This window comes from Rhodococcus sp. NPDC077669 (genome assembly GCF_040686915.1).
Classification (GTDB): domain Bacteria; phylum Actinomycetota; class Actinomycetes; order Mycobacteriales; family Mycobacteriaceae; genus Rhodococcoides; species Rhodococcoides fascians.
In genome coordinates this window covers 128,653-155,534 of the sequence record NZ_JBFBMD010000004.1, presented here as the reverse complement: position 1 = coordinate 155,534, position 26,882 = coordinate 128,653, and the positions used below count along the sequence as shown (strand labels likewise).

1 protein-coding gene is annotated in these 26,882 nt (G+C 65.5%); it reads left to right on the top strand.

The features are described 5' to 3' along the window. Positions 1-128: 128 nt before the first annotated feature. Entirely contained in the window at positions 129-26,882 is a 26,754-nt protein-coding gene (locus tag AB0P23_RS06925; protein WP_363797117.1) for a non-ribosomal peptide synthase/polyketide synthase, read from the top strand.

The following is a 26,882-nucleotide window of genomic DNA, read 5'->3' as shown; positions in this document are numbered from 1 at the left end:
CGCCAGAATTGCTCAATCGCGCGCAGACGCCGCCGCGGCCGGAGATCTCTCACCAGGCCGAAGGCTCCGATTCCACGGGTTCGACGTCGGCTTTTGCCGGTGCCTCCGTCCCGCCGAAAGGCAAGTGAATGCGCGCAGTGACCACCGGTGGCTCTCAGGTCCCGCCGACCGGAACAGGGTTCGACAATTCCTTCCCGCTGTCCTCGGCGCAGCGCGGAATGTGGTTTGCGCAACAACTCGCGCCTGACGTCGCTGTCTGTATCGCCCAATACGTCGATCTGCGCGGACCACTCGACATAGCGGTTCTCCAGGAGGCGTCGGCCCGCGCCGGCCACGAGTTCCAGTCTGCCTACCTGCGCCTGGCCCAGATCGACGGGGAGCCGGTTCAGACGGTCGACCACGGCATAGTTCAGTCGGTGCACTACCTGGATCTTCGCGGCGAAGACGATCCGATGGCGTCGGCGCTGGCGTGGATAGACGAGAACTACGTCAAGCCGGTCGACATGGAGAACGATCCGCTCGTCGACAGCTGGATTCTTCAGGTCGAGGACGAACGCAACCTCTGGTACAGCAAGATCCACCACGTCGCCCTCGACGGCTACGGTGCCATGACACTGGTCCAGCGCACCGCTGCGCTCTACACCGCAGCGGTCGAGAATGTCGAACCCGAGCCGAACAAGGCAGCCGAACTTCGGCGACTGTACGACCTCGATCAGGAGTACCGGACGTCCACTCGTTTCGAGACGGACAAGGAGTACTGGACATCGAGGGCCGCGGGCATCCACGACGGTGCCACGCTGTCCAACACACCCGGTCGTACCATCGCGGCCAGCAAGCTGCGCAGTGTCGCACTGCCCGATGACGTCGTCACCGAACTCGAAGCGTCGGACTCGACGAAGGGCGGGACGGCCGCCGCGGTGTTCATCGCTGCATTCGGCTGTTACCTCTCGCGCATGACCGGGCGAGAAGACGTCCTGGTCAACATCCCCGTGTCCGCGCGCACCACGGCCCTCCTCCGTCGATCCGGCGGAATGTTGGTCAACGTCGCACCCATTCCGATGCGCGTCTCCGAGAAGGCCACCGTCGGTGAACTCGTACAGCAGGTACAGCTCGAGCTGATGGGTGCGTTGCGGCACCAGAGGTTCAGCATCGAAGACATCCGGCGCGAGTTGGCAGCCACGGGAAGCGACAAACAACTCGCCGGCCCGATGGTCAACATGATGCTGTTCCATCAGCAGATTCAGCTCGGCTCGATCGTCGGCGAATTCAACATCGTCACGTCCGGCCCGGTCGAGGACCTCCTCGTCAACGTTTACCAGAGTGGTACTCCTGCAAGAACGTTCGTCGATTTCCGGGCAAACCCCAACCGCTACGACGACAACGACCTGACGACGCATCACTCCAGTTTCGTCGACATGGTCACCGAATTCATCGCCTCCGGCCCGGACGTGCCCGTCCTGCAAGTTCATCCGGACAGCGCCCTCGAAGGTCGCCGCCGCCGACGCGCTGCGGCGCACGTAGCCCACTGGGTCGATCGACTGGCCGATGCACCGGACCTGCTCGCGCTGCCGACCGACCGCCCCCGGCCTTCGCGCATCGGGCATGTTCGTGCATCGCACGAGGTTGCCCTGGGGTCCGCAGCGTGGGATGCCGTGAGCCGGCTCGCCGACGACAGCTCGACCACCCCGTTCGTCGTGCTCGAATCCGCTGTGGCCGTTCTTCTTTCGCGTCTCGCATCCACCGACGACGTCTCGATCGCAGTACCCTCCGGCCGCGGCGAGACGGTTGTTCTGCGCACCCGCCCCGACGGCCGTCAGTCGTTCTCGGACTTCGTCGGCACCACCGCGGCAGAGTTCGTCGATGCGTCGGCCCACGCCGATGCCACCTTCGCAGAGATAGCCCGAGCACTCGGCTCGGCCGAAACCGGCTCGCACAACCCCCTCGCCCAGGTCGCGCTCCGCTTCGGGGAGTCTCCGCTTCCGCGCGACGGAATAGATTTCGATCTCGTCGTCACGGTTCACGAGTCCGAATCTCCGCATGTCGTCATCGATTACGCCACAGAACTGTTCGATGCCGGCAGTGTTGCTCAGATCGGTCGTCGTCTGGTGCGCATCGTCGACGCACTGACGAATGACCCACAGCGTGCCGTCGGTGACGTGGAGTTGCTCTCTGCCGCCGAACGTGCGCGTCTCGCTCCGGTTCGTGGTCCGCGTTCTGTTGCGGGTGTGGTGTTGCCGGAGTTGTTGGCTGGTGCGGTCGGTGTTGCTGGTGTCGGTGGTGTTGCGGTGGTGTCGGGTTCGCGGGTGCTTTCGTATGGGGAGTTGGATGCGGCGTCGTCGCGTGTGGCGCGGGTGTTGATGTCGTGTGGTGTGGGTCCGGGGTCGTTCGTGGCGTTGGCGTTGTCGCGGTCGGTGGAGTCCGTGGTGGCGGTGTGGGCGGTGGCGAAGGCCGGTGGTGCGTTCTTGCCGGTGGATCCGAATTATCCGGTGGATCGGATCGAGCACATGTTGGTCGATTCCGGTGCTGTGGTGGGTGTGACGTTGGGTGCGCATCTGGATGCGGTTGCGGGTGTGGGTGGGGTGTCGTGGGTGGTGCTCGACGATGCCGATGTGGTGGCGGATCTGGCGTTCGCTTCGCCTGCTCCGGTGTTGGATGCCGAGCGTTCGGGTGTGTTGCGTCTCGATGATGCGGCGTATCTGATCTATACCTCGGGGTCCACGGGTGTGCCCAAGGGTGTGGTGGTCACTCATCGTGGTGTGGGGAACTTGGCTGCCGAGGAGCGGGTTCGGTTCGGTGTGGGGCCGTCGTCTCGGGTGTTGGCGTTCGCGTCGCCGAGTTTCGATGCGTCGATTCTCGAGTTCGTGTTGGCGTTCTCGGGTGGGGCGACGATGGTGATTGCGCCGGCGATGGTGTTCGGTGGGGTGGAGTTGGCGTCGTTGCTCGCTGAGGAGCGGGTCACGCATGCGTTCGTGACTCCGGCGGCGTTGGCGTCGGTGGATCCGGTGGGGTTGGATTCGGTGGAGGTCGTGGTCACCGGTGGTGATGTGTGTGCTCCGGAGTTGGTGGCGCGGTGGGCGCCGGGTCGGCGGATGTTCAATGCGTACGGTCCGACGGAGGCGACGATCTTCTCGTCGATTTCGTCGGCGTTGGTGGTGGGGGAGTCGGTCGATATCGGTTCGCCGACGATCGGTTTCGCGGAGGTGGTGTTGGATGCGCGGTTGAATCCGGTGCCCGTGGGTGTGGTGGGTGAGTTGTATCTGGCGGGTCCGGCGTTGGCTCGGGGGTATCTCGCGGGGTCGGGGTGGTCGGCGGAGCGGTTCGTGGCCAATCCGTTCGGTGGTGCGGGTTCGCGGATGTATCGCACCGGTGATGTGGTGCGGTGGAATGCCTCGGGTGCGTTGGAGTATGTGGGGCGCAGCGATTTTCAGGTGAAGGTGCGTGGTTTTCGCATCGAGTTGGGTGAGATCGATTCGGTGTTGGCGTCGGTGTCGGGTGTCGATTTCGTGGTCACTGTCGGGCGTGAGTCCGCGGCGGGGTCGACGGTGTTGGTGTCGTATGTGTTGCCGGTGGCCGGTGCGTCGTTCGATGCCGGTGTGCTGCGTGATCATGCGGCGTCGGTGCTGCCTGCGCACATGGTGCCCTCGGCGTTCGTGATGTTGGAGTCGATCCCGTTGACTCCGGCCGGCAAACTCGACCGCAAAGCCCTCCCCGAACCCGAGCTGGGTTCGCAGAGCACCACGGAGTCGCCGGAAACCGAGTACGAGGCGGCTGTGGCTGCCGTGTTCTGCGACGTACTGGAGCTCGATCGTGTCGGCGTCACCGACAGCTTCTTCGATCTCGGCGGAAACTCCCTTGTCGCAACACGTTTGATCGCCCGCGTCAACGCAGCTCTGGGTACGGATCTGCGGGTCCTCGATCTGTTCGAGGCATCGACGGTTCGCACCCTCGCCGACCGTGCGGAGTCGACGGGCGCATCGCTGCACCGTCGCCCGGCACTGGTTCCCGCCGATCGGCCGGAGTCCGTTCCGCTGTCGCTGGCGCAGCAACGTATGTGGTTCATCAATCAGTTCGATGCATCCTCGCCTGCGTACAACATTCCTCTTCTCGTTCGCCTGTCGGGCCGGCTGGACGTCGATGCGATGTCCGCTGCCGTCGGCGACGTGCTGACTCGACACGAGTCGCTGCGCACGGTGTTCCCCACAGTGGGCGACCTGCCGAATCAGGTGATACTTCCGCCCGAGAACGTCACCGGACCGAACCTTCCGCTCCGCGTCGTCGACGTGGCTGCCGATGCCGTCGACGCGCTCGTACGTATCTCCGCCACAACGGGATTCGACGTCACCGTCGATCTCCCTTTCCGGGCGGTTCTGTACCGCACCGGCCCGGAGAGCTTCGTGCTCTCGATCGTGGTCCATCACATCGCTGCCGACGGTGCCTCGATGGCACCGCTCGCCCGCGACGTCATGGTCGCCTACAGTGCTCGATCCGCGGGTTCGCAGCCGACGTGGGCGCCACTGCCGGTGCAGTACGCAGACTTCGCGCTGTGGCAGCACGACGTGCTCGGCGACGAGAACGACCCCACGTCCGTGGCAGCACGCCAGATCGAATTCTGGAAGTCCGCGCTGACCGACCTTCCCGACGTACTACCGATGCCGCTCGACCGACCACGCCCCACCCGTCAGTCGATGCGCGGCAGCGTCACACCGTTCACCATTCCGGCCGATGTCGCAGCTCGCCTGTCTTCGGTTGCTGCCGAACACGAGTCGACTCTGTTCATGGTGGTGCACTCCGCTCTGGCCGTGCTCCTCGCGCGCCTGAGCGGCACCCAGGACATCGCCATCGGCACCCCGATCGCCGGCCGAGGGGACGCAGCACTCGACGATCTCGTCGGAATGTTCGTCGGAACCCTCGTTCTTCGCACGCAGGTCGAGCCACAGGCCAGCTTCGCCGAACTGCTCGCCGGCGCTCGTAGCTCCGACCTCGCGGCCTTCGACAACACCGACATTCCGTTCGAGCGGCTCGTGGACGTACTCGATCCCGCCAGGTCGACCGATCATTCACCCCTGTTCCAGGTGCTCCTCGAATTCCAGAACAACGCCACCGCAGTGCTCGAGCTACCCGAACTCGTCGTCGAGTTCGAGGAAATCGGTACCGACACTGCGAAATTCGACCTGCAGCTTCGCGTCGACCAGGAACCGGTCGACGAGTCCGGCGCCCTGTCGGCGTCGTTCACGTACGCAACGGATCTGTTCGATCCCGAGACCATCGACCGTTTCGTCGACCGGTTCCTGAGGATCGTCGCGACCATCGGCAGCTCGACGGACATTCGTACCGGCGACATCGACATTCTGTCCCCGGCCGAACGAGAACTCGTACTGTTCGAGTGGAACGACACCGCACGTCTCATCGAGGATCCGGTCCACCGGCAGCTCCACACCGGGGCCGTCGACATGACTCTGAGCAGTCTGTTCGACCGTCAGGTGCTGCGCAGTCCGTACTCGACCGCCCTCGTCTTCGAGGACGAGCACATCACCTACCTGGAGCTGGACGAGCGCGCCAATCAGCTTGCACGGCATCTCATTTCACTGGGCGTGGGGCCCGAGTCCCACGTCGGGCTCGCGATCCGACGTTCGATCGATCTGCTAGTGGGCATGTACGCGATCGTCAAGGCCGGCGGTGCCTATGTACCGATCGACCCCGATCACCCGGTCGAGCGATCGTCCTACGTGCTGTCGAGCGCTCAGCCGGTGTGCATTCTCACCACGAGCCGCGATTGGATCGACATCGCGGTCGCCACTCCCGTTCTCGCGGTGGATCTTCTCGACGTCTCCGATCGCGACCGCTCCTCGATCACCGACCAGGACCGCCTCGGAAGCCTGCACGGAGCCAACACCGCCTACGTGATCTACACCTCCGGCTCCACCGGCCGACCCAAGGGCGTCGCCGTCACGCACTCGGCCATCGTGAACCGACTGCTGTGGATGCAGGACGAGTACCACCTCGCGCCCGCCGACACGGTGTTGCAGAAGACCCCGGCCACGTTCGACGTATCGGTGTGGGAGTTCTTCTGGCCCCTACAGGTCGGTGCCAAGCTCGTCGTGGCGGAGCCCGACGGCCATCGCGACCCGGTGTACCTGTCGAAGATCATCGCGGCCGAACACATCACCACCGCGCACTTCGTGCCGTCGATGCTCGCGGTGTTCGCAGCCGGAGCTCGGGCTGCGGACTGTGTGTCACTACGGCTCGTCTTCTGCAGTGGCGAAGCACTTCCGCCCGCCACCGCCGCGCAGTTCGCGCAGTTCTCCCAGGCCGAGCTGCACAACCTCTACGGTCCTACCGAGGCCGCCGTCGACGTCAGCTACTACCACGTCACCGGCCACGACGGCGTGTCCATTCCCATCGGTTCGCCGGTCTGGAACACCCGTCTGTACGTGCTCGACGCGTCGCTTCGACCGGCCCCCATCGGTGCTCCCGGGGAGCTGTACCTGGCCGGAGTTCAGCTCGCTCGCGGCTATGTCGGCCGCGGCGATCTCACCGCCGATCGCTTCGTCGCCGATCCGTTCGGCGAGCCGGGTGAACGTCTCTACCGCACCGGCGACCTGGTTCGTTGGCGCGCCGACGGCGAACTCGAGTACATCGGCCGTACCGACTTCCAGGTGAAGCTGCGTGGTCTGCGTATCGAGCTTCCCGAGATCGAAGCGGTACTGTTGCGCTCGGAGTCCGTCGCCCAGGCAATCGCTCTGGTGCACAAGGATCCGAACACCGGCGAGACGTTGGTGGCCTACGTGGTCTCCGCGTCCGGTCACGCGGTCGACTCGGCCGAGGTGATCGCCGAAGCCGGACGCCGGCTGCCGGGGTACATGGTGCCCTCGCATGTGGTCGTACTCGACTCACTTCCTCTCAATGCCAGCGGCAAGCTCGACCGAAAGGCACTGCCGGCCCCCGAGTTCACCGTTGCTGCGTCCGAATTCGTCGGACCGGAGAATCCGGTCGAAGAGATCGTCGCGGGCGTCTTCGCGGATCTGCTCGGCGTCGCACAGGTCAGCGCGACCTCGAGCTTCTTCGAGATCGGCGGCAACTCGCTGATCGCGATGCGCCTCGTCGCACGCGTCAATGCCGCCCTCGGAACCGACATCGGCATCCGAGATCTGTTCGATTCACCGACTGTTCGATCGCTGTCCGCGGGCATCGACGTCAGCACACAGGACTCCGCACCGACGCCTCGGTTGGTGCCACAGGAACGACCCGCAGTGGTGCCGCTGTCGCTGGCACAGCAGCGGATGTGGTTCATCAATCAGTACGACACCGAGTCGGCTGCCTACAACGTCGCGTTCGCGATGCGCCTGAGCGGCATCCTCGACGTCGACGCGATGCGCTCGGCCATAGCGGACGTGCTCACACGCCACGAGTCTCTTCGAACGATGTTCCCGCTCACCGACGACGGCCCCGTGCAGTCCGTCCTCGACGTGGCATCGGCCGTTCCGGACCTGACTCCGGTTCCCGCAGAGGACGACCGGCAGGTCGCCGAGCTCATCGGCGCCGTCGCCGGTGCCGGCTTCGACGTCGTGGCCGATGTTCCGTTGCGCGTCCGCCTGATCCGTCAGGACGAGAACGAACACGTACTCGTCATGGTGGTCCATCACATCTCGTCCGACGGCTTCTCCAGCGCGCCGCTCGCCCGCGACCTGATGGTGGCGTACAGCGCCCGCGCTGCAGGTCATGCGCCGAGCCAGGAACCATTGCCGGTGCAGTACGCCGACTACGCGCTGTGGCAGCGCCGTTTCCTCGGCGAGGAATCCGATCCCGACTCCCTGATGGCGAAGCAGGTGACGTACTGGGTCGACGCGTTGGCGGGTAGCCCGGAAGTGCTGCCGTTGCCGACCGATCGTCCGCGTCCGGCAGTGGCGTCCTTGCGCGGCGACACCGTCTCGTTCGCGATCGACCCCGCAGTGCATGCTCGGCTCGTCGCCGTTGCTGCGCAGCACAATTCGAGCTCGTTCATGATCGTGCACGCCGCTCTGGCCGTGCTGCTGGCACGGCTGTCCGGTACCGAGGACATTTCGGTCGGCACACCGATCTCCGGTCGAGGCGATGCCGCACTCGACGAGCTCGTCGGCATGTTCGTCAACACGCTCGTCCTCCGCACCCAGGTGCCCGGGTCGACTCCGTTCGAGGATCTGTTGGCCGATGTGCGCACCGTCGACCTGGCGGCCTTCACCCACGCGGACGTGCCGTTCGAGCGGGTCGTCGACGCAGTCGACCCCGCCAGGTCCACCGCTCACGCCCCGTTGTTCCAGGTGATGCTCGAGTTCCAGCACACCGATCGACCGACGGTGACCTTGCCCGGGCTGTCGATCGAGGGCATCGAACTGCCCAACGACATCTCCAACTTCGACCTGCAGCTCACGGTCTCCGAGGAGTTCGACGCTTCCGGGAACCCGGTCGGCATCGAAGCCAGCTTCCGTTACGCCACAGAACTTTTCGATGCCGACACCGTGCGTGTCATGTCCGATCGTCTGGTGCGGATCCTCGACGCTGTGACGGCCACGCCGTCCGTTCGCGTCGGCGACATCGACATCCTCTCGAGCGACGAGTACTCAGCGTTGGCTCCGGTTCGTGGTCCGCGTTCTGTTGCGGGTGTGGTGTTGCCGGAGTTGTTGGCTGGTGCGGTCGGTGTTGCTGGTGTCGGTGGTGTTGCGGTGGTGTCGGGTTCGCGGGTGCTTTCGTATGGGGAGTTGGATGCGGCGTCGTCGCGTGTGGCGCGGGTGTTGATGTCGTGTGGTGTGGGTCCGGGGTCGTTCGTGGCGTTGGCGTTGTCGCGGTCGGTGGAGTCCGTGGTGGCGGTGTGGGCGGTGGCGAAGGCCGGTGGTGCGTTCTTGCCGGTGGATCCGAATTATCCGGTGGATCGGATCGAGCACATGTTGGTCGATTCCGGTGCTGTGGTGGGTGTGACGTTGGGTGCGCATCTGGATGCGGTTGCGGGTGTGGGTGGGGTGTCGTGGGTGGTGCTCGACGATGCCGATGTGGTGGCGGATCTGGCGTTCGCTTCGCCTGCTCCGGTGTTGGATGCCGAGCGTTCGGGTGTGTTGCGTCTCGATGATGCGGCGTATCTGATCTATACCTCGGGGTCCACGGGTGTGCCCAAGGGTGTGGTGGTCACTCATCGTGGTGTGGGGAACTTGGCTGCCGAGGAGCGGGTTCGGTTCGGTGTGGGGCCGTCGTCTCGGGTGTTGGCGTTCGCGTCGCCGAGTTTCGATGCGTCGATTCTCGAGTTCGTGTTGGCGTTCTCGGGTGGGGCGACGATGGTGATTGCGCCGGCGATGGTGTTCGGTGGGGTGGAGTTGGCGTCGTTGCTCGCTGAGGAGCGGGTCACGCATGCGTTCGTGACTCCGGCGGCGTTGGCGTCGGTGGATCCGGTGGGGTTGGATTCGGTGGAGGTCGTGGTCACCGGTGGTGATGTGTGTGCTCCGGAGTTGGTGGCGCGGTGGGCGCCGGGTCGGCGGATGTTCAATGCGTACGGTCCGACGGAGGCGACGATCTTCTCGTCGATTTCGTCGGCGTTGGTGGTGGGGGAGTCGGTCGATATCGGTTCGCCGACGATCGGTTTCGCGGAGGTGGTGTTGGATGCGCGGTTGAATCCGGTGCCCGTGGGTGTGGTGGGTGAGTTGTATCTGGCGGGTCCGGCGTTGGCTCGTGGGTATCACGCGCGGTCGGGGTTGTCGGCGGAGCGGTTCGTGGCCAATCCGTTCGGTGGTGCGGGTTCGCGGATGTATCGCACCGGTGATGTGGTGCGGTGGAATGCCTCGGGTGCGTTGGAGTATGTGGGGCGCAGCGATTTTCAGGTGAAGGTGCGTGGTTTTCGCATCGAGTTGGGTGAGATCGATTCGGTGTTGGCGTCGGTGTCGGGTGTCGATTTCGTGGTCACTGTCGGGCGTGAGTCCGCGGCGGGGTCGACGGTGTTGGTGTCGTATGTGTTGCCGGTGGCCGGTGCGTCGTTCGATGCCGGTGTGCTGCGTGATCATGCGGCGTCGGTGCTGCCTGCGCACATGGTGCCCTCGGCGTTCGTGATGTTGGAGTCGATCCCGTTGACTCCGGCCGGCAAACTCGACCGCAAAGCCCTCCCCGAACCCGACTGGTCCGCTCAGGTCACCTCGGGACGCGACGCCGACAATGCCGTCGAGAAGACGCTTGCCGGTTTGTTCGCCGAGGTGCTTCGCCTCGATCGCGTCGGAGTCGACGACTCCTTCTTCGCGCTCGGCGGAGACAGCATCATGTCGATTCAGCTCGTCTCCCGCGCGAAAGCGGCAGGGCTGGCTCTGTCCCCGCGAGATGTGTTCGAGCACAAGACCGTTGCCGCACTGGCCGAGGTCGTCGCGGCCGGCGACGGGACCGTTCCGCTCGTGCTGGACGAGCTGCCCGGCGGCGGCGTCGGAGACGTCCCGCTCACCCCGATCGTGCACTGGATGCTCGACCGCACGTCGGTACTCGACAAGCACACACAGACTGCCGTGCTGACACTGCCGTCCGATATCGAGCTCGACGTTCTCGAAGCAACCGTTCAGACCGTCCTCGATCACCACGACATGCTCCGTGCAGTTCTGCACCGTACCGGAGAGCCGTCGATGGAGGTGCTCCCGATCGGTTCCGTGACGGCGCAGTCCGTCGTCCGCCGGGTGGAGTCGAACAGTGTTCGGGGACCGGAGTTCTCGGATCAGGCCAGGTCGGAAGCCGCTGCAGCAGTGGATCGTCTGGCACCCGATGCCGGTGTCATGATTCAGATGGTCTGGTTCGACGCCGGCTCCGAAGGCAGCCGACTGCTCGTCGTCGCGCACCACCTCGTGATCGACGGCGTCTCGTGGCGAATTCTCGTGCCCGACCTCGCGTCGGCGTGGGCTCAGATCATCGGCGGCAGCACACCGGAACTGGCCCCGGTCGGTACCTCGATGCGTCGTTGGGCGCACGGCCTGCGTGAGGTCACCGCAACGCGTTCGGACGAGCTCGCAGTATGGCGGGACGCGCTCGCCGATCCCGATCCGCTCATCGGTTCACGCGCACTCGACCGCGAGATCGACGTCTATGGAACGGTGGACAAGGTCGAGGTCACTCTGTCGACCGATGTCACCGAGGGCCTGTTGACGGCTCTGCCCGAGGCGTTCCACGGCAGCGTCAACGACGGTCTGCTGGCCGCTCTGGCTCTGGCGACAGCCGTGTGGCGACGAAACCGCGGTGTCGTCGTGTCCGACGCACTGATCTCTCTCGAGGGCCACGGCCGTGAGGACCATGTGGTTCCGGGAGCCGATCTCAGCCGCACCATCGGTTGGTTCACCACCATCTACCCACTTCGACTGACCCTCGACGGGATCGACCTCGACGACGCTCTCGCCGGAGGGGACGCGGCCGCAGCGCTGGTCAAGTCCGTCAAGGAGCAGCTGCTCGCCGTTGCCGATCACGGCATCGGGTACGGCATGCTCCGCTACCTGGACGAGGAGGCCGGTGCGACACTGCGTGACTTCCCGGCACCCCAGGTCAGTTTCAACTACCTCGGTCGATACAGCACCGACGTTCCGGACGAGCTCCGCGGACACGGGTGGCTGCCGGTCGACGACTCCGGCGTCGGCGATTCTCAGGACGAGGACCTGCCGGTCGCCGCTGCGCTCGACATCAACGCGGTCACCACGGCGACACCGACCGGACCTCGGTTGGAGGCGACCTTCGCATTCCCGACGGGCGTGCTCGATGCCGACGAGGTCACCGAACTCGCCCAGTTGTGGAAGCAGGCTCTCACCGCGCTGACGCAGCTCGCTCAGCGGCCGGGGACCGGCGGGTTCACCCCGTCCGATCTCGATCTGGTGAGCCTCGACCAGAAGTCCATCGACGATCTCGAGCGGGTGTACCCGACTCTCGACGACATCTGGTCGATGACGCCTCTGCAGGCCGGTTTGCTCTTCCATGCCGAACTGTCGGATCAGTCCGTCGATGCCTACATCGTCCAGCTGGTGCTGGACCTCCGCGGGGACGTCGACGAGGCTCGCTTCCGCCGCGCTGCCCAGGCCCTACTGCGGCGCCACGCGAACCTGCGCACGGCGTTCGTGCACAACAACGACGGCGAATCCATCCAGATCGTGCATCACGACGTCGATGTGCCGTGGACCTCGGTCGACCTGTCGTCGCTGAGCGTCGACGATCGCGCAGCCGAGCTCGAGCGAATCGAACACGACGACCGCGCAACGCGATTCAACATGGCACAGGCGCCGTTGCTGCGCTTCATGCTCGTGACGCTGGCCCCGGGCGAGTGGCGTCTGGTGATGACCAACCACCACATCCTGCTCGACGGATGGTCGACGCCGCTGCTCCTCAAGGACCTGCTCACGCTCTACGTCGTGGACGGCGACGACGCCGTTCTTCCGCGCGTACCTGCGTACCGCGACTACCTGTCGTGGTTGTCGCGGCGTGATCACTCGGCAGCTCGTGCGGCATGGACGGAAGCCCTCGCGGGTCTCGCCGAACCCACCCTGCTGACGCCGGTCGAGAGCCGTCGCCAGGAGTCGACATTGGCCGGCCGCGCGTTGGTTTCCCTGGACATCGAGCAGACCGAACGACTGCGCAGTCTCGCCCGGGCACGCGGCATCACGATGAACTCGATGGTGCAGGCTTCGTGGGCGATGGTGCTGGGCACGTTGACCGGTCGCACGGACGTAGTGTTCGGTGCCACCGTCTCGGGACGTCCGCCGGAGGTCTCGGATATCGAGTCCATGGTCGGTCTGTTCATCAACACGCTGCCGGTGCGCATCGTGCTGGATCCAGCCGAGACACTCGGCCAGTACCTCGATCGGGTGCAGGCCGAACAGGCTTCGCTGCTCGATCACCACTACCTGGGCCTGACCGATATCCAGCGTGCCGTCGGTCCCGCGGTCGCGTTCGACACGCTCACCGTGTTCGAGTCGTATCCGATGGACCGCGCGGGTCTGTCGGCCGAGACCGATCTCGCCGGCATGCGGGTGCACGACGTGCACGACGGCAGCGACACCGCCCAGTATCCGCTGACCCTGGTCGCGATGGTCGACGACCGATTGCACATCGAAGCCAAGTACCTGCCCGAGCTGTTCGAGCACAGTGTCGTCGTCGCCACCGTCGATCGAATCGTGCGTGTTCTCGAGGCGATCGCGACCGACACCGACCAACGGGTCGCATCGCTGTCGCTGCTGTCCTCGGAGGAATCGAACAGGCTGGCCCCGGTACGTGGTCCCGCTTCCACGACCGAGCGCCTCCTGCCGGACATCCTCACCGATGCTGCTGCCCGCAACCCCGGTGGTACGGCAGTGTGGAGCGCAGGTCGGACACTGACCTACACCGAATTGGACACTCGGTCGTGTGCGCTGTCACGTGCGTTGATCGCCCGCGGAGCAGGTCCGGAAACCGTTGTGGCACTTGCTTTGCCGCGCTCCATCGAATCGGTTCTCGCAATCTGGGCCGTGGCCAAGACCGGTGCGGCCTTCCTGCCGATCGATCCGAGTTACCCCCGTGATCGAGTCGAGCACATGCTGGTCGACTCCGGCGCGTCCATCGGCGTCACGTCGACCGAACACGTCGGTGCCGTCGAGGGTCTGGGCTCGGCTACGTGGTCCGTCCTCGACCGCGACGACACTCGCCGCGATCTCGCGAACCGTTCGACCGCACCGGTTCTCGACTCCGACCGCACTCGACCGGTACACATCGACCAGGTCGCGTACTTGATCTACACCTCCGGCTCCACCGGAGTTCCCAAAGGCGTCACCGTCACTCATCGCGGCCTGGCCAACCTGGCCGAGGAAGAACGGTCTCGCTTCGAGGTGACTCCGAACGCTCGGGTTCTCGCGTTCGCGTCACCGAGCTTCGATGCATCCATTCTCGAGCTGGCCATGGTGATCTCGGGTGCCGCCACGATGGTGATCGCACCCACCTCCGTGTACGGCGGCGTGGAGCTCGGCGAGCTCCTGGCGCAGCAGCACGTCACGCATGCGTTCGTGACTCCCGCGGCCCTCGCCTCGGTGGACCCCGACGGTCTGACCGAACTGAGCGTCGTTGCAACCGGTGGCGACGTGTGTCCGCCCGAGCTCGTCGCACGGTGGGCACCGGGCCGGCGCATGTTCAATGCGTACGGCCCCACGGAGGCCACCATCTTCTCCTCCGTCAGTGACCAGCTGCACGTGGGCTCGCCCATCGATATCGGCTCGCCGACAATCGGTTTCGGCGAAGTAGTGCTGGATTCGCGTCTGCATCCGGTACCGGTCGGTGTCGCAGGAGAGCTCTACCTCGCCGGCCCCGCCCTGGCGCGTGGCTACCATTCGCGATTCGGTCTGACGGCAGAGCGGTTCGTCGCGAACCCGTTCGGCGAGCCCGGCGAGCGTATGTACCGAACCGGCGACGTCGTGCGGTGGACCGAGTCGGGCACCCTCGAGTACGTCGGACGCAGTGACTTCCAGGTCAAGGTGCGCGGTTTCCGTATCGAGCTCGGCGAGATCGACGCGGTGCTGACCGATGATCCGACAGTCGAATTCGCTACGACGATCGGTGTCGACGGACCTGCCGGAAACACGATCCTGGTCGCCTACGTTCTTCCGCGGCCCGGCCACGAAATCGATGTGACGACGCTGCGCACTCGGGCGTCGAGTTCGCTTCCGACACACATGATTCCGACGGCGTTCGTTGCCCTGGAGTCGATCCCGCTCACGCCCGCGGGCAAGCTCGATCGACAGGCGCTGCCCGCCCCGGATCTGCACCTCGGCAGCGACTCGCGCGCTCCTCGCAACGAGACCGAGCGAATCATCGCCGACATCTTCGGCGAGGTTCTCGGCGTGGGCAGCGTCGGCATCGACTCGAGCTTCTTCGATCTCGGTGGAGACTCGCTGAGCGCCACCCGCCTCACCGCTCGGGTGAATGCAGCCCTCGACACCGCTGTCAGCGTTCGTGCGTTGTTCGAGGCACCGACGGTCGAGTCGTTGGCGGTGCGAGTGCACAGCAACCCGGCCGGTGCCGCGCGCCGTCCGGCGCTCGCTGCGAAGCCTCGCCCGAGCTCGATTCCGTTGTCGATGGCTCAGCAGAGAATGTGGTTCATCAACCAGTTCGACGTCGACTCGGCCGCCTACAACATCCCGCTCGCGGTTCGATTGACAGGCCGTCTCGACATCGAGGCAATGAACGCTGCGATCGGTGACGTGCTGGCGCGGCACGAGTCGCTGCGCACCGTGTTCCCCTCGCACGGCGATCGGCCCGAGCAGCACATTCTCGGCACCGACGCGGCGACGACCCATCTGCACGTCGTCGACGTCGATGCCACCGAGATCGTCACCGCGATCTCGTCCGCTGCCGCCCGCGGATTCGACGTGTCGAAGGACCTGCCCTTCCGGGCCGTTCTGTACCGAACGGCACCCGAGGATTTCGTGCTGTCGATCATCGTGCATCACATTGCCGCCGACGGCGCGTCCATGGCACCGCTGGCCCGAGACGTCATGGTGGCATACGGATCTCGCGTGTCGGGAGTAGCTCCGATGTGGGCACCACTCGACGTTCAGTACGCCGATTTCGCGATGTGGCAACGCTCGGTTCTCGGCGACGAGTCCGACCCGAGCTCGGTAGCAGCACAGCAGCTCGAGTTCTGGAAGTCCACTCTCGCGGATCTACCCGAGCTGCTGCCGCTTCCGCTCGACCATCCTCGCCCGGCACGGCAGTCGATGCGCGGCAACAGTGTTCGGTTCGAGATCGAGCCAGACGTCCACGCCGGCCTGGTGGACCTCGCCCGCGCGAACGACGCGACCGTGTTCATGGCCATGCATGCAGCATGGTCGATCCTCATGGCTCGCCTCAGCGGGACCGAGGACATCGCAGTCGGCACGCCCATCGCCGGGCGTGGCGACGCGGCGCTCGACGATTTGGTCGGCATGTTCGTCGGGACTTTGGTTCTGCGCACCGAGGTAGCGCCCGATCTCTCGTTCACCGAGCTGCTCCGCCGGACCCGTGCCGCGGACCTGGCGGCGTTCGACAACACCGACGTGCCGTTCGAGCGTCTCGTCGACGTCCTCGATCCGGCCCGTTCCACCGATCACTCGCCGTTGTTCCAGGTACTGCTCGAATTCCAGAACAACACCTCGGCGGCACTGGAGCTACCCGAACTCACCGTCGAGGCCGTCGACATCGACGCCCACGTCGCGAAGTTCGACCTCCAGCTGACCGTCGCGGAACGGTTCGACGACTCCGGTGCTCCGGCGGGTATGACCGCTGCGATCACCTATGCGGTCGACCTGTTCGACGAGATCTCCGTGGACGAGTTCTCGACTCGATTCGGTGCCGTCCTCGCCGGCGTGACCACCGATCCCGATCGTGCTGTCGGCGACATCGACATCCTGTTGCCGGGTGAATTCGACGCCATGGCCCGGCAGTGGAACCACGACGGCCACACGGCGACCGATGCGACACTGGCCGACCGCTTCGCCGCTGCCGCTGCGCAGTTCCCCGAAGCACAGGCAGTCGTGTTCGGCGATCGCTCGCTGACCTACGCCGAGCTGGACGACCGCTCGAACCGACTTGCGCGAATCCTCGTGGCTCGGGGTGTGACGTCGGAGTCCCTGGTGGCGGTTGCGATGCCGCGCACCGAGGAGCTGATCATTGCTCTGCTGGCGGTCGTCAAATCCGGCGGCGGCTACCTCCCGATCGACGTCGGCTATCCGGCCGACCGGCTCGCCTTCATGCTCGACGACGCGTCACCGGTCTGTGTGATCTCCACCGTCGCCGACAGTGCATCGGTGCCTGCTTCCGATGTCGAGATGCTGCTGCTCGATGCACCCGAAGCGGTCGCCGAGCTGGCAAGCGTGTCCGGAGCCCCGCTGACCGACGCCGACCGCATCTGCACCACCGATGCCGATTCGATCGCCTACGTCATCTACACCTCGGGTAGTACCGGACGTCCCAAGGGTGTGCAGATCGCGCACCGTAACGTGGCGACGCTGTTCGCGAACACCACGGATCTGTTCCACTTCGACGACCGCGACGTGTGGACCATGTTCCACTCCTACGCGTTCGACTTCTCGGTGTGGGAACTGTGGGGACCACTGCTGCACGGCGGCACTCTCGTGGTCGTCGACTACTACACCGCACGCTCGCCGGAACTGTTCCGTGAGTTGCTGATTCGCGAGAAGGTCACGGTTCTCAACCAGACGCCGACGGCGTTCTACCAGTTCGCCGAAGCCGATCGTGTGGCAACCGCGGCCGGTGGATCCGCCGACGGATCGGACGCACTGTCGCTGCGGTACGTCATCTTCGGTGGAGAAGCACTCGATCTCGGGCAGCTCGGTCGCTGGTACGCACGGCACGAGGAGACCTCGCCGACCCTGGTCAACATGTACGGCATCACCGAGACGACGGTCCACGTGAGCCACCTAGCTCTGACCGAGCAGTTCGCGGCGTCCGCTTCGGCCAGCGTCATCGGCCAGGCGATCCCGGCACTGCGTGTCGCCGTTCTCGACACCCGCCTCAATCCTGTTCCGCCCGGCGTCGTCGGGGAGATGTACGTGTCCGGGGCACAGCTCTCTCGCGGATACCTCGGCCGAGCAGGGCTGTCCGCAACACGTTTCGTTGCCGACCCCTCCGGCGATGCTGGTGCGCGTATGTATCGCACCGGTGACACCGCCAGGTGGAATCGCGATGGGGCTCTCGAATACCTGGGTCGAAGCGACATGCAGGTCCAGTTGCACGGCTTCCGTATCGAACTGGGCGAAATCGAAAGCGCGCTACTGGCATTCGACGGGGTAGCGGCTTCCGTGGTCGCCGTCCGCGACGACGGTTTCGGTGATCGCCTGATCGGCTACGTCGTGACCGAGGCCGGTCGCGCACTCGACCATGCGGCCGTTCTCGACTTCGTGGGCAACTCGTTGACCTCGTACATGGTGCCCGCAGCGTTGATCGTCCTGGACGAGCTGCCGCTGACCGCCAACGGCAAACTCGATCGCCGTGCACTCCCGGCACCGGACTTCTCGGCAAACGTCACCGAAAGTCGTTTGCCCGCAACCGAAGTCGAATCAATCCTGGCCGGTCTGTTCGCGGACGTTCTCGGGCTCGATACCGTCGGCGTCGACGATTCGTTCTTCGCACTCGGCGGCGACAGCATCATGTCGATCCAGTTGGTCTCGCGCGCCAAGGCCGCCGGGCTGGTGCTGGCTCCCCGCGACATCTTCGAGCGCAAGACCGTGGCCGCTCTCGCGGAGGTCGCTGTTCTCGGCGGCGACGCCGTGGTGCTCGAAGAACTCGACGGTGGGGGAGTCGGCCCGATGCCGCTCACCCCGGTCGTGCGGTGGATGTTGGACCGCAGCACCGAATTCGGCCGTTACACACAAACAGCGCTGCTTCAGCTTCCGGTCGGCATCGAGCGCGAGACGCTCGAACGCACGGTGGCAGCGGTGCTCGATCGTCACGACATGCTGCGTGCGCGCCTCTACCAGGACGCGGACGGGGAGTGGCACGAGGAAGTGTCTCCGGTCGGAACAGTCTCGGCTGCGAGCGTCCTTCACGCGGTCTCGGTCGAATCCGTCGACGGCCCCGAATTCTCCGTCGTTGCCGCGGCCGAGCTCGACGCCGCTGCCGATCGTCTGGTTCCGGCCGACGGCGTCATGGTGCAGATGGTGTGGTTCCAGAGCCCCAATGGCTCGGGTCGACTGCTCGTGGTCGCCCACCACCTCGTGATCGACGGCGTGTCCTGGCGCATTCTGGTTCCCGACCTCGCCACGGCATGGAGTCGGATCGTCGCCGGCCAGGAGCCTGAACTGGCTCCGATCGGTACCTCGATGCGTCGGTGGTCCACCGGACTCACCGAGGTCACGGCCGCCCGAACCGACGAGCTCGGACTGTGGCGTCGGATCCTCGACGGAGCCGACCCGACAATCGGTTCTCGCCCGCTCGACAAGAGAATCGACGTCGACGCCACCGTGCAGCGTGTCCGCACGTCCCTGCCGGTCGAGGTGACCGAGCGCCTGTTGACCACTGTCCCGGACGTGTTCCGCGGCAGCGTCAACGACGGCCTGCTGGCCGGTTTGGCTCTGGCCCTGACGGCGTGGCGTCGCGAACGCGGCGATGCGGTGCGGGACGCTCTCGTGACTCTCGAGGGCCACGGCCGCGAGGACGCGGTGGTGCCCGGTGCCGATCTCGGTCGGACCGTCGGCTGGTTCACCACCATCTTCCCCGTGCGTCTCGATCTCGGGTCGCTCGACGTCGCCGACGCTCTGGCGGGCGGCGCGTCGGCCGGTGCCCTGGTCAAGACCATCAAGGAACAGCTGCTCGAGATCCCCGATCACGGCATCGGCTACGGCATGCTGCGGTACCTCGATTCCGCTACAGCCGAGGCTCTGTCCGGCTTCGCCGCACCACAGGTCAGCTTCAACTACCTCGGCCGGTTCTCCACCGGATCCACCGAAGGCATGGACGACGTGGGTTGGATCCCGGTGGCCGACGCAGAGCTCGGCGACGCGCAGAATCCGGACATGCCGGTGCCTGCGGCGCTGGACATCAACGCTGTCACCACCTCGACCCCCGACGGCCCGCAGCTCGACGCGACGTTCGCCTTCCCCGCGGGCGTTCTCGACGCCGACGAGGTCGGCAGGTTGATCGAACTGTGGACGCAGGCCCTCACCTCGATCACCGAGCACGCCTCGGCCGACGGTGCGGGCGGCTTCACGCCGTCGGATCTCGAGCTGGTCGACATCGATCAGACATCCATCGATGCTCTGGAAGAGCAGTTCCCGAATCTCGACGACGTGTGGTCGTTGTCGCCTCTGCAGGCCGGCTTGCTGTTCCACGCTCGCCTGGCCGGCGAGATCGGCAGTGCCGGTTCGGGTGTCGACGCGTACATGGTTCAGCTGGGGCTCGAGCTCCGGGGGACTGTCGATGCGACGCGGATGCATGCTGCCGTCGACAAACTGGTCTCTCGCCATCCCAACCTGCGAGCAGCGTTCGTACACAACAGCAACGGCGAGTCACTGCAGATCGTGCAGAGTTCGGTCACTGTTCCGTGGTCCGAGATCGACCTTCGGGGGGAGCCCGATGTCGAGGTGGCCCTCGAGGCAGTTCTCGAGGCCGACCGTGCGGTGCGCTTCGAGATGGACCGGGCACCGCTGCTGCGGTTCACGCTCATCACCCTGGCCGACGATCACTGGCGTCTGCTGCTGACCAACCACCACATCCTGTTGGACGGATGGTCGACGCCGCTGGTCGTCAAGGAACTCATCACGCTCTACGTCACCGAGTCCGACGACTCGATGCTGCCGCGCATTCCTGCCTACCGGGACTACCTGGCCTGGATGCGCCAACGCGACGTGGCGATCTCCACCGCGCAATGGGTCAGTGCCATGGCCGGCGTGGAAGAACCCACGCTGTTGGTCACCGACGATCGTGGCCGGCAACTGTCCACCGTGTCGCAGGAGACCGAGCGGTCGTTGTCGGTCGAGACCACCGCGGCACTGCGTGACTTCGCTGCTCGCCGTGGATCGACCCTCAACACCCTCGTCCAGACCGCATGGGGCGTAGTGCTGGCCACCCTCACCGGACGCGAGGACGTCGTGTTCGGTGCGACGGTGTCGGGTCGTCCGCCGGAGGTTCCGGGTATCGAGGGCATGATCGGGCTGTTCATCAACACCCTGCCCGTCCGTGTCACGCTCGACCGGAGCGAAACGCTGGGTGCACTGGTCGATCGGGTTCAGGCCGAGCAGGCATCGCTGTTGGATCACCACTACCTCGGCCTGACCGATATCCAACGCGCAGCGGGTGCAGGCGTGGCTTTCGACACCTTGACGGTGTTCGAGTCGTACCCCGTCGACCGGGCCGGCGCTTCTGCGGCAACCGATTTCGCCGGTATGCAGGTCACCGACATTCTCGGAACCGATGCAGCGCACTACCCGCTGACTCTGGTCTCGTCGGTCGACGAACGCCTGAACCTGAAGGCTAAGTACCTGCCGGAACTGTTCGACGTCGATGCCGTGCACGCCATCGTCGATCGCGTCGAGCGTGTCCTCGACGCCGTGCTCGAGGACGAACAGCAGCCACTGGGACGGCTGCGACTCCTCGGTGACGCCGAGTTCGCCTCGCTGGCACCGGTGTTCGGACCCGATGGACGCTCGGCCCGGCTGCTGCCGGAGATCTTCTCCGACGCTGCCGCGGTGAACCCGGACGCTATCGCACTGCGCAGCACCGACGGCGAAATGACGTACCGGGAGTTGGACCGTCGGTCCAACCGACTCGCTCGAATTCTGCTGGGCCACGGCGTGCGCACCGAGACCTTCGTGGCACTCGGCATCGCACGATCGATCGAATCGGTGCTGACGGTCTGGGCCGTCGCAAAATCCGGCGCGGCATTCGTACCGGTGGATCCCAACTACCCGGCCGATCGCATCGAGCACATGTTGGCCGACTCCGGAGCAACGTTCGGCGTCACCACCCGCGCCCATCTCGACGACCTGCCGTCGACCGTCCCCTGGATCGTCCTCGACGATCTGGCGACGGACGGCCCGAACGCAGTCAGCGACGAGCCGATCGGCGCCACCGAGCGGAACGGACGCATCGCCTTCGAAAGCGCGGCGTACACCATCTACACCTCGGGTTCGACGGGTGTGCCCAAGGGTGTCGTCGTCACGCACTCCGGTCTCGACAACTTCGCAACCGAGCAGCGCGAGCGATACCGAATCACCAAAGACTCACGCACACTGCACGTCTCGTCCCCGAGCTTCGATGCATCCGTGCTCGAGTACCTACTCGCCTTCGGCGTCGGCGCGACGATGATCATCGTGCCGCCCACCGTGTACGGCGGCGACGAACTCGCGGCACTGTTGGCAGCGGAGTCGGTCACCCACGGCTTCATCACCCCGTCGGCTCTGGCGTCGGTCGACCCGAGCGGGCTCGGCACGTTCGCCGACGTCGTCGTCGGCGGAGAGGCCGTACCGGCCGAGTTGGTCGCGAAGTGGGCACCGGGCCGGAATCTCTACAACGGTTACGGTCCGACCGAGGCCACGATCATGTCCAACATCAGCACGCCGATGACTGCAGGTGACACCGTCTCGATCGGTGGTCCTGTTCGCGGCGTGTACGAGGTGGTGCTCGATTCACGGCTGCAGCCCGTTCCTGTCGGCGTCGCAGGTGAGCTCTATCTCGCGGGTGTCGGACTCGCCCGCGGTTACCACGATCGATTGGGCCTGACGGCGGAGCGATTCGTCGCCGACCCGTTCGGCGCACCCGGCGCGCGGATGTACCGCACCGGAGACGTGGTGCGGTGGTCGCCCGATCTGACGATCGAATACGTCGGTCGAAGTGATTCGCAGGTCAAGGTTCGCGGCTTCCGCATCGAACTCGGCGAGATCGACGCGGCACTCGCATCGCATCCGTCCGTGGACTTCGCCGCGACCTTCGGCACTCCGGGCCCGTCGGGAGCGACCGTCCTGGTGTCGTACGTACGAACCACCGAGGGCGCGGCGGACGCGTTCGATACCGGTGTCCTGCGTGACCACCTGGCCGCCATGTTGCCGTCGCACATGGTTCCCGCAGCCATCGTCGTGCTCGACGCCATTCCGCTCACACCGGTCGGAAAACTCGATCGGTCCGCGTTGCCGGTGCCCGAGTTCGGGTCGGCGACGTCGTACCGCGAGCCGAGCACGCCGGCCGAGCTCACCGTGGCCGCCGTGTTCGCCGAGATTCTCGACGTCGATCGGGTCGGTGCCGACGACAGCTTCTTCGAGCTCGGTGGAGACTCGCTCAGCGCCACGCGCGTCATCGCCCGCGTCAACGCCGAACTCGGCACCACGATCGGCGTGCGCACGATCTTCGAGATGCCGACCGTCGCCGGATTGGCGAGCGCGGTCGGCGCAACGTCCACACGGACGCAGCGTCCGAATCTCGTTGCGACACAACGTCCTGATCACATCCCGCTGTCTCTCGCACAGCAACGCATGTGGTTCATCAACCAGTTCGACACCACCTCGGCGGCGTACAACGTGCCACTGGTCGTCAAGTTGACCGGGCAGCTCGATACTGCGGCCCTCGCCGCGGCAGTCGTCGACGTCCTCGAGCGGCACGAATCGCTGCGGACGACGTTCCCGGACGGACCGGACTTCCCGGTCCAGCTCGTACATCCGGCCGTCGAGGTGGCTCCGGTGGTCGAGCCGGAATCGATCGATGCCGGTGTGCTGACCGACCGGGTGGCGCACCTGGCAGGTCGTGGATTCGACGTGACCACCGAGATTCCGGTGCACGTCGAGCTGTTCCACGTCGTGGGTGCCAATACCGATGCCGAGCCCGTCTTCGTGCTGGCGATGGTGGTGCATCACATCGCGGCCGACGGAGCCTCGATGGCACCGCTGGCACGAGACGTGGTGCTCGCGTACTCGGCGCGCACCACGGGAGCAGCGCCGGGCTGGGAGCCCTTGCCGGTGCAGTACGCCGACTACACGCTGTGGCAGCGTTCGTTGCTCGGCGACGAGAAGGACGAGTCGAGCGTGGCCGCGGCCCAGCTCGAGTACTGGTCAACGGCGCTCGCAGGTCTACCCGATCTGCTGCCGTTGCCCACCGATCGCCCGCGGCCCACCACGCAGGATTTCCGGGGTGGCCGGGTTCGCTTCACCGTCGACGCCGAGATCCATCGGGCACTCGTCGAGATCACCCGCGAGCAGAACGTCAGTATGTTCATGGTGTTGCACGCCGCGTTCGCGGTGGTGCTGGCGCGCCTGAGCGGTACCGACGACATCGCGATCACCACTCCGGTGGCAGGGCGCGGCGACGCGGCACTGGATGATCTCGTCGGCATGTTCGTCAACACCTTGGTGTTGCGCAGCCGGATCGACGACTCCACCTCGTTCGTGGATCTGCTCGCGCAGGTGAAAGCACACGACCTCGACGCCTTCGATCACACCGAGATGCCGTTCGAGCGCATTGTCGAGGTGCTCAATCCCACGCGATCGACGGCGTATGCACCGCTGTCGCAGGTGGCGTTGTCGTTCCAGAACAACGAGAAGGCGTCCCTCGAGCTACCGGATCTGCGCGTGGAGGGCTTCGACTTCGACGTTCCCGTGGCCAAGCAGGATCTGCAACTCCTGGTGTCCGAGACCTTCGACGACGACGGGCGACCGACCGGATTCGAGGCAGCGTTCGATTACGCCACCTCGCTGTTCGACGCGTCCACCGTCGATGCGATCGCGGCGCGACTGGTTCGCGTACTCGACGCCGTCGGTACCGATCGACTCACCGCGGTGGGGGATATCGACATTCTCGGTGCCGACGAGAAGCAGGCTCTGGCACCGGCTCGCGGGTCCGCCGACGTCGCGTTGCGAACGTGGCCGGAAATGCTCGCCGCCTCGGTGGCGCTCGACCCGTACGCGGTCGCCGTCACGTATCGGGGCGTGAGCCTGTCCTACGCCGACCTCGACAGTTGGTCGAACCGAATCGCGCGAATGCTCATCGACTACGGCGTCGGACCGGAAACGTTCGTCGCCTTGGCACTGCCTCGGTCCATCGAGTCGGTTCTGTCGGTGTGGGCGGTCGCCAAGACCGGTGCGGCATTCCTGCCGGTCGACCCGAACTACCCGGCCGACCGCATTGCGCACATGCTCGAAGATTCGCGTGCGGCAATGGGATTGACCGACGTCGACAGTCGGCAGTCACTGCCCGACACCGTGCCGTGGCTCGTCCTGGACGATCCCGAGACGTCATCGGAGCTCTCTCGCTATCCCGTGGCCGCAGTCACCGATGCCGAGCGCACCGCGACGCTGCACCTCGACCACCCGGCGTACCTGATCTACACCTCGGGTTCGACCGGTCGCCCGAAGGGCGTCGCAGTGCGGCACCGGGGCCTGGCCAACCTGCAGGCCGAGGTGATCGATCGATTCCGTCCCACCCGAGATTCGCGGGTGTCGCACATCGCCTCGCCTAGTTTCGACGCCTCCGTGTACGAGCTCACGATGGCGTTCGGCGTCGGTGCCACCGTCGTGATCGTGCCGCCGGGAACGTTCGGTGGCAGCGAACTGGCCGACCTGCTCGAATCGGAACATGTCACACACGCGTTCCTGACTCCGGCGGCGTTGTCCTCGATCGACGAGACGCGTTTGGGCACGGTCCGCGTCCTCGCCGTCGGCGGCGAGGCCTGCACTCCGGAGCTGGTGGCGAAGTGGGCACCGGGCCGCAAGATGTTCAACGGCTACGGTCCGACCGAGACGACCATTCAAGCGAGTGTCGGCGGTCCGTTGATGCCAGGCGGCACGGTGGACGTCGGCCGGCCGGGTACCGGATTCCGGTTCCTCGTGCTCGACGCACGTCTGCGGCCGGTCCCGGCCGGGGTGTCGGGCGAGCTGTACATCGCAGGCCCCGGTACGGCACGCGGATACCTGCGACGGTTCGGGCTCACGTCCGAACGCTTCGTCGCAGACCCGTTCGGTACCGCCGGTGAGCGGATGTACCGAACCGGTGACGTCGTGCGCTGGGGGAGTACCGGTGTGCTCGAGTTCGTCGGACGCAGCGACTTCCAGGTCAAGGTCCGCGGATTCCGTATCGAGCTCGGCGAGATCGACTCCGCGCTCACCGATCACGACGAGGTCGGCTTCGCGGCGACCATCGGTCACAATGCGGCGTCGGGAGACACGGTTCTCGTGTCCTACGTCCTGCCGGCAGAGGGTGCATCGGTGGACGTCGAGGCATTGCGCGACAGTGTCGCGACCGTTCTTCCGCGCCACATGGTCCCGTCGACGATCATCGAACTCGCCGACATCCCACTCACTCCGGTGGGCAAGCTGGATCGACGCGCGCTCCCGGTGCCGGAACTGACGGTGTCGACGACGCCGTATCGGGCACCGAGTACCGATCTCGAAGCAGCCATCGCCGACGCGTTCGCCGAGGTGTTGGGTGTCGAACGAGTCGGTATGGACGACAACTTCTTCGAGCTCGGTGGCACGTCGCTGGTGGCAACCAAGATCGGCCCGGCCATCGAGAACGCGGTCGGAGTTCGCGTCCCGCTGCAGGCGTTGTTCGTCGATCCGACCCCGGCAGGGCTCGCGGCTCGGGTCGCGTCGGACGTCGATTCGTCCGGTGCACAACTGGATTCGGTGTTCGGAGTTGTCATCCCACTGCGCAGCACAGGTTCCAAGGAACCGCTGTTCTGCGTCCATCCCGGAATCGGGTTGTCGTGGGGATATGCGGGCCTGGTGTCCCAGATCGGTGACGACCGTCCCGTGTACGGCCTGCAGTTGCCCAGCATCGTGGAAGGCACGCCGTTCGGCTCGATTCGAGACCTCGCGCACCGGTACGCCGACGAGATTCGGGCTGTCCAGCCGGTCGGTCCGTACCACCTGCTCGGGTGGTCGCTCGGTGGTTCGCTCGCCCATGCGATCGCCGTGGAACTACGCAGCACCGGCAGCGAAGTGCAGACTCTCGCGTTGCTGGACAGCTACGTCGACGGCCATGACGAGACGGCCGACGGTGAGCTGAGCGTCGAGAACCTGCTCGCGGGTCTGGGGCTGGATCTGACTGCTCAGGCGTCGTCCGAGCCGTTGACCTACGAACGTGGTGTCGAACTGCTCGACGAATCCCTGGGGCAGACCACCGGTGTCACGGCGGATCATTTGCGCAGAATCAATGCAGGATTCGAGAACTCGACACGAATCATGGCCGAGTTCATCCCGGACGTGTTCGACGGAAATGTTTTGTTCTTTTCTGCAACGAAAGGCGCGCGTGACGGAATTGTTCGGTCACCACAGGAATGGCGACCGTACGTGTCAGGAGATATCGTCATCCACGGTGTGGACGTTTTCCACAACGAAATGACCAATCCCGATGCTGTCTCGGTGATCGGTCCGGTTGTCGACGCACATCTGGGCAATACATATCCATAA